At 67.2% G+C, this 13,397-nt stretch carries 14 protein-coding genes and 1 pseudogene; 8 read left to right on the top strand and 7 right to left on the bottom strand.

Annotated elements, in window-relative coordinates; all coding sequences use genetic code 11:
• Positions 1–34: 34 nt before the first annotated feature.
• The 4 genes and pseudogenes from ACX9NE_RS16070 to ACX9NE_RS16055 form a co-directional block, all read left to right on the top strand.
• Entirely contained in the window at positions 35–784 is a 750-nt protein-coding gene (locus tag ACX9NE_RS16070) for an SDR family NAD(P)-dependent oxidoreductase (protein ID WP_459362477.1), read from the top strand.
• Positions 781–1,953: a precorrin-6y C5,15-methyltransferase (decarboxylating) subunit CbiE gene (gene cbiE, locus ACX9NE_RS16065; RefSeq protein ID WP_459362478.1), complete on the top strand. Its 1,173-nt coding sequence runs from the start codon at positions 781–783 to the stop codon at positions 1,951–1,953. The genes ACX9NE_RS16070 and cbiE overlap by 4 nt, the downstream gene beginning before the upstream one ends.
• Complete coding sequence (cobM, locus tag ACX9NE_RS16060; RefSeq protein ID WP_459362479.1) at positions 1,950–2,705, top strand: precorrin-4 C(11)-methyltransferase; 756 nt, start codon at positions 1,950–1,952, stop codon at positions 2,703–2,705. The genes cbiE and cobM overlap by 4 nt, the downstream gene beginning before the upstream one ends.
• Positions 2,705–3,418: pseudogene (locus ACX9NE_RS16055) on the top strand (cobalt-precorrin-6A reductase); the annotation flags it as partial. The gene cobM and the pseudogene ACX9NE_RS16055, both read left to right, overlap by 1 nt.
• Positions 3,419–3,458: 40 nt before the next feature.
• Here the strand turns inward: ACX9NE_RS16055 and ACX9NE_RS16050 are convergent.
• From ACX9NE_RS16050 to cynS, 3 genes are all read right to left on the bottom strand, one after another.
• Positions 3,459–4,364, bottom strand: a complete 906-nt coding sequence (locus ACX9NE_RS16050; protein WP_459362503.1) for a formate/nitrite transporter family protein — start codon at positions 4,362–4,364, stop codon at positions 3,459–3,461.
• Between the two features lie 6 nt (positions 4,365–4,370).
• The gene (locus ACX9NE_RS16045) at positions 4,371–4,832 is read right to left on the bottom strand and encodes a flavin reductase family protein (protein ID WP_459377735.1); all 462 of its coding nucleotides are present in this window, start codon (positions 4,830–4,832) and stop codon (positions 4,371–4,373) included.
• Between the two features lie 224 nt (positions 4,833–5,056).
• Positions 5,057–5,530, bottom strand: a complete 474-nt coding sequence (cynS, locus tag ACX9NE_RS16040) for a cyanase (RefSeq protein ID WP_459362504.1) — start codon at positions 5,528–5,530, stop codon at positions 5,057–5,059.
• 212 nt (positions 5,531–5,742) lie between these two features.
• Between cynS and bla the strand changes: the two genes are divergently transcribed.
• On the top strand, positions 5,743–6,645 hold the full coding sequence (gene bla, locus ACX9NE_RS16035) for a class A beta-lactamase (protein WP_459377734.1): 903 nt from the start codon (positions 5,743–5,745) through the stop codon (positions 6,643–6,645).
• Here the strand turns inward: bla and ACX9NE_RS16030 are convergent.
• Genes ACX9NE_RS16030 through cobG form a run of 3 tightly spaced genes read right to left on the bottom strand, consistent with a single transcriptional unit; the run spans position 6,642 to position 9,832 of the window.
• The gene (locus ACX9NE_RS16030) at positions 6,642–8,108 is read right to left on the bottom strand and encodes a precorrin-2 C(20)-methyltransferase (RefSeq protein WP_459362482.1); all 1,467 of its coding nucleotides are present in this window, start codon (positions 8,106–8,108) and stop codon (positions 6,642–6,644) included. The genes bla and ACX9NE_RS16030 overlap by 4 nt on opposite strands.
• On the bottom strand, positions 8,105–8,731 hold the full coding sequence (locus ACX9NE_RS16025; RefSeq protein ID WP_459362483.1) for a precorrin-8X methylmutase: 627 nt from the start codon (positions 8,729–8,731) through the stop codon (positions 8,105–8,107). The genes ACX9NE_RS16030 and ACX9NE_RS16025 overlap by 4 nt, the downstream gene beginning before the upstream one ends.
• A gap of 9 nt (positions 8,732–8,740) precedes the next feature.
• Positions 8,741–9,832: a precorrin-3B synthase gene (gene cobG / locus ACX9NE_RS16020; protein WP_459362484.1), complete on the bottom strand. Its 1,092-nt coding sequence runs from the start codon at positions 9,830–9,832 to the stop codon at positions 8,741–8,743.
• 57 nt (positions 9,833–9,889) lie between these two features.
• On the opposite strand from cobG, the gene ACX9NE_RS16015 reads away from it, so the two are divergent.
• Together ACX9NE_RS16015 and ACX9NE_RS16010 are read left to right on the top strand one after the other, a co-directional pair.
• Positions 9,890–10,567 (top strand): alpha/beta hydrolase, encoded by a 678-nt coding sequence (locus ACX9NE_RS16015; protein WP_459362505.1) that lies wholly within the window; start codon positions 9,890–9,892, stop codon positions 10,565–10,567.
• Positions 10,568–10,745: 178 nt separating this feature from the next.
• Positions 10,746–12,200 carry a flavin-containing monooxygenase gene (locus tag ACX9NE_RS16010; protein ID WP_459362485.1) on the top strand — a complete coding sequence of 485 codons (1,455 nt, stop codon included), beginning with the start codon at positions 10,746–10,748 and terminating at the stop codon, positions 12,198–12,200.
• Between the two features lie 130 nt (positions 12,201–12,330).
• On the opposite strand, the gene ACX9NE_RS16005 is transcribed toward ACX9NE_RS16010, so the two are convergent.
• Positions 12,331–12,501, bottom strand: coding sequence for a hypothetical protein (locus tag ACX9NE_RS16005; protein ID WP_459362486.1), 171 nt, complete (start codon positions 12,499–12,501; stop codon positions 12,331–12,333).
• A gap of 583 nt (positions 12,502–13,084) precedes the next feature.
• Here ACX9NE_RS16005 and ACX9NE_RS16000 point away from each other — a divergent pair.
• On the top strand, positions 13,085–13,397 hold a 313-nt coding region (locus ACX9NE_RS16000), incomplete at its 3' end, for a PE family protein (RefSeq protein WP_459362487.1).

Genomic DNA, 13,397 nt, shown 5'->3' with positions numbered 1-13,397 from the left:
GCCCTTCACGCTAGCGCAGGCCATAATCACAGCCGTGGACGACACGGGCGTTGGTCCGCTGGTAATTTTCGGCGGCCGCAGCGAGATCGGCATTGAACTCGCCCGGCGCCTCGCGCCGGGCGCCACCGTAGTGCTGGCCGCACGCAACGCCGACCAACTGGACGGCCAGAAGAACACGATCCTTAACGCCGGGGCCGACGCCGTACACACCCGAGAATTCGACGCCGACGACCTGGGCTCGCACGGCCCGCTCGTCGAGGCGATTGTGGCCGAGCACGGTCCGATCGGCACCGCGGTCCTGGCGTTCGGCATCCTCGGTGATCAGACTCGCGCCGAGCAGGACGCGGCGCACGCGGTCGCGATCGTGCACACCGACTACGTGGCCCAGGTCAGTCTCCTCACCCATCTGGCCGCGGCGATGCGCACGGCGCAACGTGGATCACTGGTGGTGTTCTCCTCGGTGGCCGGGGTGCGGGTGCGGCGAGCCAACTACGTCTACGGTTCGGCCAAGGCCGGCCTGGACGGCTTCGCCAATGGATTGGCCGACGCGCTGCACGGCAGCGGGGTTCGGCTGTTGATCGCGCGCCCGGGATTCGTCATCGGCCGGATGACCGAAGGCATGAGCCCGGCGCCGCTGTCCAGCACGCCCGAGCAGGTGGCGGCCGCCACCGCGCGAGCCCTGACCAACGGCCGGCGCAGCGTCTGGATCCCGTGGGCGCTGCGGCCGATGTTCTTCACGCTGCGACTGTTGCCGCAGACGGTCTGGCGCAGGATGCCGCGATGATCATCGTCGTGGGTATCGGTGCCGACGGCACCTCAGGTCTGTCCGCGACTGCGAAGTCCGAATTGCACAGGGCCGAAGTCATTTACGGGTCCAAGCGCCAGCTCGACCTGCTCGACGACAGCATCAGAGCACCACGCCGGCAGTGGCCGTCGCCCATGCTGCCCGCATTGCAGGCGCTGCCGGTCGACGGTCCCGACATCCACATTGTCGCCAGCGGCGATCCGCTGTTACACGGCATCGGCGGTACTCTGATCCGCTTATTCGGCACCGGCAGGGTGCGAGTCCTTCCGCACGTATCGTCGGTCACTCTGGCGTGTGCCCGGATGGGTTGGAGCGTCCACGAGACCGAGGTGATCAGTCTGGTCACGGCCGAGCCGCACACCGCCATCCGCCGAGGTGGGCAGGCGATTGTGCTCTCGCGCAATGGACGTACCCCGCAGATTCTCGCGGCGGTACTGGAAGCCTATGGACACGGCGACTCGCAATTCACTGTGCTAGAGGTGCTGGGCGGACCTGATGAGCGCCGCCGTGACGGCACCGCCCGGCAGTGGGCGCACCACGCGCAATCAGACGTCGATGACCTGAACGTGCTCGCAATCCGGTACCTGCCGGACCGGCGCACCGCGTTCCTGCCCGACGACGCCTTCACGCATGATGGACAGATCACCAAGCACGGAATCCGTGCGGTGACACTGGCGGTCCTGAACCCCCGACCCGGACAACGACTCTGGGATGTCGGTGCGGGTTCGGGCAGCATCGCCGTCGAGTGGTGCCGCAGCGCCCCCGGCTGCACCGCCGTGGCGTTCGAGATCAACGAACAGCGCAGGCTCAACATCGGATTCAATGCCGCGGCCAGCGGCGTGAGCGTCGAGGTGCGCGGAGAGGCGCCTCACGAGTTCGCCACCGCGCCAAGGCCGTCGGCGATCTTCGTCGGTGGCGGGCTGACGCGGTCCGGCCTGCTCGACGCGTGCCTGGAGCACCTGGCGGAAGGGGGCCGGCTGGTCGCGAACGCGGTTACCGTGGAATCGGAAAATGTGCTCGCGCAAGCATATTCCCGGCACGGCGGTGAGCTGCGGCGTTTCCAGCATTACCGGGGAGAACCGCTGGGCGGATTCACCGGCTGGCGCCCGCAGCACCCGGTGACGCAGTGGGCGGTGACCAAGCGGTGACGGTCTACTTCATCGGCGCCGGACCCGGCGCCGCCGATCTGATCACGGTGCGCGGGCAACGGCTTCTCGAGCGATGCCCGGTCTGCCTCTACGCCGGCTCGATCATGCCCAAAGATCTGCTCGCGCATTGCCCACCCGACGCCAAAGTCATCGACACGGGGCCCCTTGCGCTGGATCAGATCGTCACGGAGCTGGCCGAGGCGGACTCCGCCGGATATGACGTGGCGCGGTTACATTCCGGTGACCCTTCGCTCTACAGCGCGCTGGCCGAGCAGTGCCGCCAACTCGACAAGCGCGGTATCCCATACGAGATCGTGCCGGGTGTCCCGGCTTTCGCGGCCGCCGCCGCCGCCCTGAAGCGGGAACTCACCGTGCCCGGAGTCGCGCAGACCGTTACGCTGACCCGGGTTTCGACCTTGTCCACCCCCATGCCAACCGGCGAAGATCTGAACACCCTGGCCCGGTCCGGTGCCACCCTCGTCCTGCACCTGGCCGCCGCGCAGATCGACACCATCGTTCCGGAATTGCTGGCCGGCGGCTACCCGCCCGATACGCCGGCAGCGGTAGTGGCGTTCGTAAGCTGGCCGCAAGAGATTGTGCTGCGGGCAACCTTGGCCGACATCGCCGCGCTGATGCACGAGGAGAAAGTCACCAAGACCGCCGTGATCATCGTCGGCGAAGTGCTGGGCGCCGAAGGATTTGCTGACAGCTATCTGTACTCGAGGGCACGGCGCAGCAGAGGCCCACACTGATGCGGGTACTGCTGCTCGGCGGTACTTCTGAGGGACGGGCACTGGCGAAAGCCCTCCATCCGCGCTTCGACATCGTCAGTTCGCTCGCGGGACGAGTGCCCGACCCCGCACTGCCGGTGGGTCCGGTGCGGATCGGCGGGTTCGGTGGCGTCGACGGACTGCGCAGATACCTCCAGCAGGAACGCATCGAAGCCGTTGTCGATGCCACGCACCCGTTCGCGGCCACCATGACGAAACACGCCGCGCAGGTATGCGATGAGCTGCACATGCCGCATCTGGTTTTAGTCCGTCCAGCGTGGGATCCCGCTTCGGCCAAGGTGGTTGCCTCAGACGTCGAGGCCGCAGCAGAGGTCGCACGGCAGCGTTATTCGCGGATCTTCCTGACGACCGGACGGTCCGGTGTCGGCGCCTTTGCCGACAGCGAGGCGTGGTTTCTGATCCGTGCGGTCACCGCACCCGCTGACCAGGTCATGCCGCGGCACCACCGGTTGCTGCTGTCCCGTGGCCCTTACTCATGCGACGACGAACTGAGATTGCTGAAGGCGCACGGCATCGACGCGCTGGTGACCAAGAACAGCGGCGGCCAGATGACCCGCGGCAAGGTGGATGCCGCTGCAGCACTTCGTATTCCGGTGATCATGGTGGCGCGGCCACCGCTGCCCGAGGGTGCCAGGACGGTCGGCACCGTCGCAGCAGCAGCGCGTTGGGTCGCCGAACATGAGCAACCGCCCCCGCGGGACGAGTGCGGCCCACCTATCGCGAGTCCCATCGTCTACCCGAAACCTCGAGCCGGGCGATGACATAGAACGGCAGTGCCACGAACAGCGTGCCACCGACCAGATTGCCGGCGCTGGTGACACAGATGTTGGTGAGCAGCCCTCCGTTGCCGAAGCCCCAGCTGATCCCGCTGTGTGGAGCTCCTGGGTGAAAAACGTTGAGCAACAATGGAAGTCCGAGGAAACCGACATTGGCGACGACGTGCTGGTCGCTCCCGATCACGAATGCGAAGGGCCCGTAAAACGCAAACCCCATCCGCGCGACATCGCTGCGGGCCTTGTAATACATGCACATCGCTGTCTGGAGGAACCAGGTACACAAGACCGCGAGCAGGAACGCGGTCCAAGCGCATTGGTCGGCCTTCTGTGCTCCCACGCTTGCCGCGCGCGCCGCGAAGGCGCCCAGGTAGGGACCTCCGGCGGCGGCGCAGACGGCGGCGAAGACCAGCGCGCCGATGATGTTGCCGATCAGGCCGATCCCCAGCAGGCGCGCGTAGTCCCTGAGCCTCAACCGCCGTTGCAGCACCGCGAAGAAGCCCGCCGCCATGTCGGCGGTGATCAGTGACGCACCTGACACCAGGATGAGAACGAAGGACATGCCGAATGCCAGGCCCATCAGCAGACTGGCGATGCCCGGGGTGGTGACTCCGGTGCTCACCACCAACGACAGCAGTGCACCGAATCCCACCATCGCGCCCCCGACCAGCGAACGCACCAGGAAAGCCCATGGATGCACGGATTTGACCAGCGCCATGTCGGCGATCCGGGTCACCATGGCCGGGACACTCAGCGGCTCGAACGGATCACCCGTTCGAACGGTTGCTGCGGTAGCCCATGCAGAGCCGGATATCGGGAGTCTCGTGCGCCTGGATGTCGAAAGCATCGACATTCAGGAAGCCACGGAGTGCACAGTGTCCGCCCAGTCGTGCATTCGCCCTGAGTAGTACAGCAGCGGCAACATCCCGTTGCGCCGCACAGCGCACGCCCGGATCAACAGGATGACGTGATCGCCGGCGTCGTAGATGCGATCGATGTAGCCGCTGACCGAGGCAGCAGCACCGGAGAGAATCGGACACCCGTCGTCATCGGTCTCGAATTCGACTCCGGCGAAGCGGTCCTCGACCTTGCTGGCGAACCGCAGTGCGACATCGGCTTGGTGGCGCGCCAGAACGTTGACCACCACCGGAGCGCCCATGCGAAACGCCGAAAGGCTTCTCGCATTGCGCGATACGCATTGCAGCAAGAGCGGCGGGTCAATTGATACCGAGGCAAACGAGCTGATCGTCATTCCGATCGATCTGTGCTGGAGCCGAGTCGTCAGGACGGTGACACCGGAGGGGAACGCGCCCATGGTATTTCGCATCGACGCGGCGTCGACGTGTTTCACAAGCACCGGGAGTTGGTCTGTGTGGTGGTCCGGTTTCGGCGACTGCGTATCTGCGATCATTGTTTGCCTTTCCGAAGGGTGCCAATCGTGTTCAGATCTCCGCAATGTGCTCATCGCGAGCTTTTCCGCGCCGAAAAGGGTGGTGAGCAGAGGATTGTGGTCAAACAGGAGGGGATGCGACAGCCCAACTAAGAGGAACTGACCTGTTGCTCAGCGGTGTTCCATGTGTAGTCGAGGAACTTGCCGTCGAAGGTCACGATCACCCGGTCTCCGTGTGGGTCAGGTCGACGTGCCACACTCATCCGGAAGTTGATGGCGCTCATGATCCCATCGCCAAACATTTCACCGATCAACTCCTTGATCGCCGGGCCGTAGACCGACAGGGCCTCGTGGAACCGGGCGATGGTGGGATCAGCGGACTCGTCACTTCCGCGATAGGGCAACATCTGCAGTGCAGTGACCGCGTCGCCATCGAGGCCGAGTAGCGTCACCACGGTCGCGGCGTCCTCGGCTGACAGCGGGTGCTGGCCCAGGAGCGCGGCAACAGTCCATACCGGATCTTTTCCGATGGCGTCGGCAATCGCGTTCCAGCTCATTCCCTTTGCTATCCGAGCCAGCTTGATGGTCTCGGCGAGCTGCAGCTTGGTTGCGTTATGCGCCATCGGCGCGGCTAGTACGTCGGTCATGGGCCCTCTGTTTCTGGGTCGAAAGGTCGTTGTGGCGTTAGTGCCGCCGAACAGCCAAACGTGACGGTCGAACGGCTGTGATTAACACAACTAGGATCCAGGCCCGCGACCCCGGCAGGGTCATCGCTCGTGTGTGATACTGCGGCGTGGCTTTCCAGGACAACGGCGGTCTCAAGCGACGCGAATTCCTGGCAGCGGCAGCGGCAGCGGCAGCGGCAGCGGCAGGGTTGCTGCCGTTGGCCGGCTGTTCCCGACCCAGCGCGGGCAATCGTGCCTCGCCATCCACCCCGGCGCCGGCGCCTGATCTGTCCGCGCAATTCGGCCAGCTGGAGCGCCGCTACGGAGGCCGGGTGGGCGTCTACGTGCCTGCCGGCGGTGCGACCGAAGCGATTGCCTACCGCGGCGACGAACGGTTCGCGTTCTGCTCGACGTTCAAGGCGCCGCTGGTGGCGGCGGTGCTGCACCAGTATCCGCTCGCCCATCTCGACACCATGGTGACGTTCACCAAGGCCGACATCAACTCGGTCTCACCGGTGACCGAGCAGCACGTCGACACCGGATTGACCGTCGGGCAACTGTGTGACGCCGCTATCCGCTACAGCGACGGCACCGCGGCCAACCTGCTGCTCAGTCAGGTCGGCGGGCCCGCCGGATTCACCGGCTACCTGCGCAGCCTGGGGGACAACATCAGCCGGCTGGACCAGGCCGAGCCGGAGCTCAACCGGGACCCGCCGAACGACGAGCGGGACACGACGACGCCGCACGCGATCGCTCTGGTGTTCCAGCAGCTCGTGCTCGGCGACGCGTTGCCGCCTGACAAGCGGACGATGCTCACCGACTGGATGGCACGCAACACCACCGGCGGAAAGCGGATCCGCGCGGCCTTTCCCGCCGACTGGAAGGTTGCCGACAAGACCGGCACGGGCGACTACGGGCGGGCCAACGATGTCGCCGTCGTATGGTCGCCCGCCGGTGTGCCGCACGTTGTCGCGATCTACACCGACATCGCCGGCGGCGGGTATGACGCCCAGCCCAACGAGGCGTTCGTGGCCGACGCCGCACGCATCGTGGCGTCGGCTCTCAAGATCTAGCCCGGGTAGCGCCGCGGCGTGAATACCCGGTCGCCGAAATCGCTTGACTGCCATTGGGTTTGCGAAGAACCCACGATCAGAAGGCAGCGCATGTCGACCTCGGCAGGATTCAGGTCGGCCAACCGGACCACTCGCACCTCCTCGTCGGGACCCGAGACGTTGCGACCGATCACCACCGGCGTGCCCGGTTCGCGATGGGCCAGCAACAGGTCCCGCATGGCACCCACCTGCCAGGTCCGCGATTTCGATGCCGGGTTGTAGATGGCCAGCACCAGATCCGCGGCGGCGGCAGCGGCCAGGCGCGTCGCGATGACGTCCCACGGCTTGAGCCGGTCTGACAACGAGATCACCGCGTAGTCATGCCCGAGCGGGGCGCCCACCCGGCTGGCGACCGCCTGCGCGGCGGTCATTGCCGGGATCACCCGGATCCGCACACCGGGCCACTGCTTGGCCTCCTCCAGGACCGCGGTGGCCATTGCGAATACGCCCGGGTCACCCGAGGAGACCACGGCGACCGCATGGCCCTGCTCGGCGAGCGAGCAGGCCAACCGGGCACGGGCGGGCTCGTCGGTGTTGTCGCTGGCGTGGCGGCGTTGTCCGTCGCGCACCGGCACCCGGTCCAGATATCCGGCGTAGCCGATCAGGTCGGTCGCACCGGCAAGTTCGCGCCGGCTCTGCGGTGTCATCCAGTCGGTGCCGCCGGGCCCCAGACCTATCACGGCAACGGTGCCGGCTACCCCCGATCGGCGCCTCCCACCCGGCAGCATGGCCAGCGAAAAGTACGGCACGCTGGCCTCGTCGACGTCAGCGGCGGGCAGCACGCGTTCTCCCGGGGTGCTGGCACGTTCCACGTAAAAGGCGTCGTCAAGCTGACCGGAAGCTGAAAGTGCTTCGCGCACATTGTGATACGAGCGGCCCAGTTTCATGATCACCGCCGCGTCGGCATCGGCGAGGCGGCGGGTCAACTCGGCGACCGGCAGGGTGCCGGGCAACACGGAGAGCACCTCGTCGCCGGCCACCAGGGGAGTGGCGACGGCGGCGGAAGCCGCGCTCACCGACGTCACGCCGGGCACGATCACGGCGTTGAACCGCTCGGTCAGCCGGGTGTGCAGATGCATGTAGGAGCTGTAGAACAGCGGGTCACCCTCGGCCAGAAGCGCCACATTGCGCCCGGCGCTCAGGTGCGCGGCGATCCGCTCGGTGGCCGCGACGTAGAAGTCCTCCAGGGCGCCCGCATAGCCCCCGGGATGGTCGGTCGTCTCGGTGGTCACCGGGTAAACCAGGTGTTCCTCGATCTGACCGGGCCGCAAATAGGGCTCGGCGATCCCGCGTGCGATGCTGCGGCCGTGGCGGGCGCTGTGGTAGGCCACGACGTCGGCCTCACCGAGCAGCCGGGCAGCCTTGACGGTCACCAACTCCGGGTCGCCGGGGCCCAGCCCCACCCCCCACAGCGTGCCCGTCATTCGCGTTCGCTCGCTATCGCGTTGACGGCCGCCGCGGCCATGGCGCTACCTCCGCGCCGGCCCAGCACCAGCAGGTAGGACATGCCGCGTGGGCGTTCGACGAGCTCCTGCTTGGACTGGGCGGATCCGACGAAACCGACCGGTCCACCGAGCACCGCCGCCGGCGGCGGAACTCCGTCGTCAACCAGTTCCAGCAGGCGAAAGAGCGCAGTGGGTGCGTTTCCGATGGCGAGGACGGCGCCGTCCAACTGATCGGCCCACAAATCGACCGCGGCGGCCGAGCGGGTGGTCCCTTGCTCGGCAGCCAGGCCGGCCGCGCGGGGATCGGCGACCAACGACACCACCTCGTTGCCGGTGGGCAGCCGGGCCTTGGTGATCCCGGCAGCCACCATCGACGAGTCGCACAGCACCGGCGCGCCTTTGCGCAGCGCGGCTCGGGCCCGGGCGACGACGTCGTCGGTGAAGGCCACGTGCTCGGCGACGTCGACCTGCCCGCAGGTGTGGATCAGGCGGACCACGACGCGTTCGACGTCGGCGGGAAACCGGGTCAGGTCGGCTTCGGCGCGGATGGTTGCGAACGACTGGCGGTAGATCTCCGCGGGGTCGCCGATGTAGTCGAGCACCCGCTCACCTTAAGACCTCAGCAGCCGGTACCCGGTTTCGGTGGCGACCAGCACCTCGCCGTCGACCGGGCTGCCGCACGCCCGTTCGCAGCCGACGAAGTGCCGCCGGACCCGGGAATTGGCGTCCAGCGCCGCCGCGGCGTCGGCGCGCACGTCGGCGATCGAGTGGGCGCAGCCGGGGCTGCCGGTACATGCGCTGACGCCGAGCCAGGGCGAGTTGTCGTCGAAGACCAGCCCAAGCGGGGCCAGCACCCGCAGCGCGGTGTCCGCGACGCCCTCGCTCAGGTCGCACACCAGCACCGAACGCCACGGCGTGATCACCAGCGGAGCCTCGATCGCGGCCAGAAACTCCGCGACACGAGCGGGCAGCACTCCGAGCGGTACGGCGGCTCCCAGGGTGACCCGGCCGTCATCCTGGGGGATCCAGCCCACCGGTGCCTTGCCGAGCGGGGGCAGGGCGGCGCCCAGGTCCGCGTCCGGCAACAGATCCTCGAGGTTGTCGAGTTCGGTTACCCGCCAAGCTTTTCCGCGGATTTCCACGAATCTCAGCGCGACCTCGATCAGGTTCTCGCAGACGTCGGTGATCCGCAAGCCGGAGTTGCGACCCGCCAGCAGCAAGGCCGGGCCGTCGTCAAACACCTGCACCCCCACATCGGCGTGCAGGCCGGATACGTCGCCGCGGCCGTCGTCCAGGCTGAACCAGAACCGGCCCCCCAATTCGGCCAGTCTTGGTTCCGCGCAGATCGCCGCGTCCAGTTCGCTCACCCAACTCCGCACGTCGGTGATCCCGCCGGCCCGGCCGGACAGCGGCGACGCCACGATGTTGCGCACGCGTTCGTGGGTTGCTGACGGCAGCAGCCCGGCGTCGGCGATGGCCGCGGCGACCTTGTCCACGTCGGTGACCGCGCGCAATTGCACGTTGCCGCGGCCGGTCAGCTCCAAGGTCGAGGAGCCGAATTCGCAGGACAACCCGGCCAGCGTCGCCAACTGCGCGGCGGTGAGCTCCCCGCCGGGCAGCCGGACCCGTACCAGAGCGCCATCGGCGGCCTGGTGCACCTGCAACGCGCCCGGACAGGCGTCGGAGTCGCGGAATCTGGCCACCCGTCCACGGTACGGCCCGGCGGGTTTGGCCGAGGGGCTGGCGGGCAACCGGTGTCTGTGCAGACGGTCGAATACGCCCCGGGACGGCTGGCCGACGTCTTCGGCGACGCAGCCCAACCCGTGATCCTGCTGTGGCATGGCATGCAAAGCGACGCGCGAGCGGCGGTCGGGCCGCTTGCCGAGATGCTGGCCGGTCACGGGGCCAGTGTCATCGCTCCCGACTGGAATTCGCACGCCGTGGACGGGGGACGGGCAGACCTGTTGCGATCGGTCGCCTTCACGCGCGAACGCGCAACCGGGGCAATTGTGCTCGTCGGGTGGTCTCTGGGTGGTGCTGCGGCGGCCGGCTTGACCCTGGACGCGCAGCGCCACGAAGTGGCGATCTCCCACACCGTGTGCCTGGCCGGCGCGTTCATGGCGGACGACCCGATTTCGGGGCGGGCCTTATCCGAGCTGATACCCGCCGTCCCGGTCGGTGCGCCGTTCACGTTGTTGCACGGTATGGCCGACGACGTCGTACCGATCAGCGCCAGCGAAAAGTTCGCCGTGGAACTGCAACGCGCCGGCTGGCCGGTGAAGGTGGTGGCTTTGGCGGCTGACCACGGGTCGATCGCCGGAGCCGACTACGACGCGGCGGCCGATCGCTACGTGCCGGCCCGGGGCGGGGCGGGTCAGCGTGTGGCGCGGGAGGTGGCGGCTCGTATCGCAGTACTCGCGCGCCCCGGAATTGCGTAGTCGACTACTCAATGCGGGCGCCCGGTTTCCTACTGCGGGTCGCGCGAGCACAACACCGCCGGACGCGCATGCGGTCCGCCCACGAGGGGTCCGGCGGAGATGTGGTCACCCGCGAATCCCTGGGTACGCCCGTCCGATCGGCGTAACGTGCACCTCAGTGCAAGATTGGGAGGCAACAATGGCGCGTGCACTGAGAGTCGCCATCATCGGCGCCGGCATGTCCGGCATCTGCATGGCAGCCAAACTGCAGGACGCGGACATCGACTCGTTCACCATCTTCGAGAAGGCTCACGACGTCGGTGGCACCTGGCGCGACAACACCTATCCCGGGCTCACCTGTGACGTGCCGTCGCGTTACTACTCGTACTCGTTCCGTCCCAACCCGAACTGGTCGCACTGGCTGCCCCCCGGGTGGGAGATTCAGAATTACTTCCAGCAGGTCGCCGACGAACGGGGCATCCGTCCCCACATCCGGTTCGGCACCACCGTCACCCGGGCCGAGTACGACGACGGCAAATGGCGGCTCACCACCTCCAATGGCGAGACCCGGACGTTCGACGTCCTGGTCACCGCGACGGGGGTACTGCGGGTGCCGCGTTACCCCGACATCCCCGGACGCGACACGTTCGCCGGGCCGGCGTTTCACTCGTCGCGCTGGGATCACTCGGTATCGCTGCCGGACAAGCGGATCGGCTTGATCGGGACCGGTTCCACCGGTGTGCAGATCACCGCCGAGCTGGGTGGCAAGGTGCGTGAGCTCAAGGTCTTCCAGCGCACCGCGCAGTGGATCTACCCGCTGCCCAATCCCCGCTACTCGAAGCTGACGCAGGCCGTGCTGTCCCGGTTTGCCGCGCTGAACCGGCTGCCGTACCTGTTCTGGGGTTGGTTCTTCCGGTTGGTGTTCGGCCGGGCACCGATCCGGCCGGGCTGGCAACGCCGGCTGGCCACCGCCGAGTGTCGTTGGAATTTGCGGCTTTCGGTGCGCGACCCCGAATTGCGGGCCAAACTCACTCCGACGTATCAGCCGATGTGCAAGCGGCAGGTGATGGCCGGGCGCTTCTACCGCTCGGTGCAGAATCCCGGCGTAGAGATCGTCACCGACCCCATCGATCACATCGAGGCGCGCGGCATCGTCACCGCGGACGGCACCCTGCATGAACTGGATCTGCTGGTGTTCGCCACCGGCTTCGACGCCCGGGCCTATGTAAGGCCGATGGAGATCATCGGGGAGGGCGGGCTCACCTTGGACGAGGCCTGGGCCGACGGCCCGATGGCCTACCGGTCGGTCGCGGTACCGGGATTCCCCAATCTGTTCATGATGATGGGGCCGCACTCGCCGATCGGCAACCAGTCGCTGATTCCGATCGCCGAGGATCAGGCCAATTATGTGATGTGGTGGATCGAGCAGCTGCGTGCCGGCCGGGTGCTTGCCGCCGCGCCTACCGAAGCGGCCACCAAGCATTACAACGAGGACATGAAAGCCGCTATGCCGCAGACGATTTGGGTCAGCGGCTGCAACAGCTGGTACCTGGGCAAAGACGGCTTGCCGGAATTGTTCCCCTGGACGCCGGAGACGCACCACAAGCTGTTGCGCCAACCGGAGCTTGCCGACTTCGACGTGCGGACCGCCTAACGGAAATGTGCGGTAATCAGAAGGGCGGCGGTTCATTTCGTTCGGCGACGCGGGCGGCGTTGAGCGCGCGTTCGGCGTCGATCCGATAAATCCGATCCTGTTCCCGCGTGCGGGCTCTGGGTGGGCGTCATCAGCTGGCGATCGCCGAACGGCGGAACGATCGGGCAGCGGGTAACTCGGTTGTCTTCAGGCACAGAGTCAAGAACAGCAGCCGACTGCCGGGCCGAGTGGTGTACGTGTGGCCGGCGGGGGAGGTCCAGAAGAAGGTGCCGTCTGGGTGCTGCTCGTCAAGCCAGGCCATCCAGAAAGTCTTGAGCAGATGGTGTTTTCGGCACAGACACGTGAGGTGAAGTGACAAGTTCTTGGGCTGGCCCGAAGCTGGCTAGCCTTGGGGTGCTCGCGCGCCCGAGGCCGTCGGACTTGCCGGGAACGCTGCAGGCAAGATGTCGCGCCACGGTGCGGGGGCGTGGCTAACGATGCCATGCATGGGTGATGTACTGCACGTCTATCCCGACGAATCGCGCGCAGCTAGCACCGACTGGCATACGGAGACGCCCAAACTTCATGCCGCACTGCCGTCGCCGGAGCCGGCCCGCACCCTGGCCCACGACGCTCGCCGCCGCGGGTGCGACCGGCGCAGCCCAGGTCGCCATCGCCGACCTGCACGCCCGGATCGCCACCACCGCAGGTGCTCTCGAGCCGCCAAGTAGGGGCTGCACGCCCTCAGCGGCCAATCTACGTCCCCGCCGCACGGCAATCTACGTCTTTTGACCGACGTAATTCACCCACACCAACCCGCATGCTCCACTCGATGGCCCTTAGGGCCGGCGTGGCGACTACTTCGTATGCCCGCCGAGTGATCGATCAGGACCGGGAGTACAGCGATGGCGTTTGTGTTAGTGGACCCCGAAATGCTGGCGGCGGCCGCAACCGATGTGGAAAGCATCGGATCGGCGCTCAGCGAGGCCAACGCAGCGGCGGCCGCCCGGACGACCGGGGTGCTGGCCGCCGCCGCCGATGAGGTGTCGGAGGCGATCGCGGCACTCTTCTCCGGGCAGGCCGAGGCGTATCAGGTCGTCAGCGCCCAGGCGGCGCTGTTCCATCAGCAGTTCACCCAGGCGATGAGCGCGGGCGGGGCGATGTATGCCGCCGCCGAGGCGGCCAGCTCGTCCCCATTGCAGAGCCTGCTCGAGGGGA

The organism is Mycobacterium sp. ML4, from assembly GCF_054515735.1.
Note: the sequence above shows the minus strand (reverse complement) of the source record. Positions and strands in the feature narration are given on the sequence as shown.

What these genes read in the sequence shown, in the direction of transcription:
- cbiE (WP_459362478.1), top strand. Translation starts at nt 781, where the DNA reads ATGATCATCGTCGTGGGTATCGGTGCCGACGGCACCTCAGGTCTGTCC.
- ACX9NE_RS16050 (WP_459362503.1), bottom strand. Translation starts at nt 4,364, where the DNA reads ATGCTTTCGACATCCAGGCGCACGAGACTCCCGATATCCGGCTCTGCA.
- ACX9NE_RS16045 (WP_459377735.1), bottom strand. Translation starts at nt 4,832, where the DNA reads ATGGGCGCGTTCCCCTCCGGTGTCACCGTCCTGACGACTCGGCTCCAG.
- cynS (WP_459362504.1), bottom strand. Translation starts at nt 5,530, where the DNA reads ATGGCGCATAACGCAACCAAGCTGCAGCTCGCCGAGACCATCAAGCTG.
- ACX9NE_RS16030 (WP_459362482.1), bottom strand. Translation starts at nt 8,108, where the DNA reads ATGACGGGCACGCTGTGGGGGGTGGGGCTGGGCCCCGGCGACCCGGAG.
- ACX9NE_RS16010 (WP_459362485.1), top strand. Translation starts at nt 10,746, where the DNA reads ATGGCGCGTGCACTGAGAGTCGCCATCATCGGCGCCGGCATGTCCGGC.
- ACX9NE_RS16005 (WP_459362486.1), bottom strand. Translation starts at nt 12,501, where the DNA reads ATGGCCTGGCTTGACGAGCAGCACCCAGACGGCACCTTCTTCTGGACC.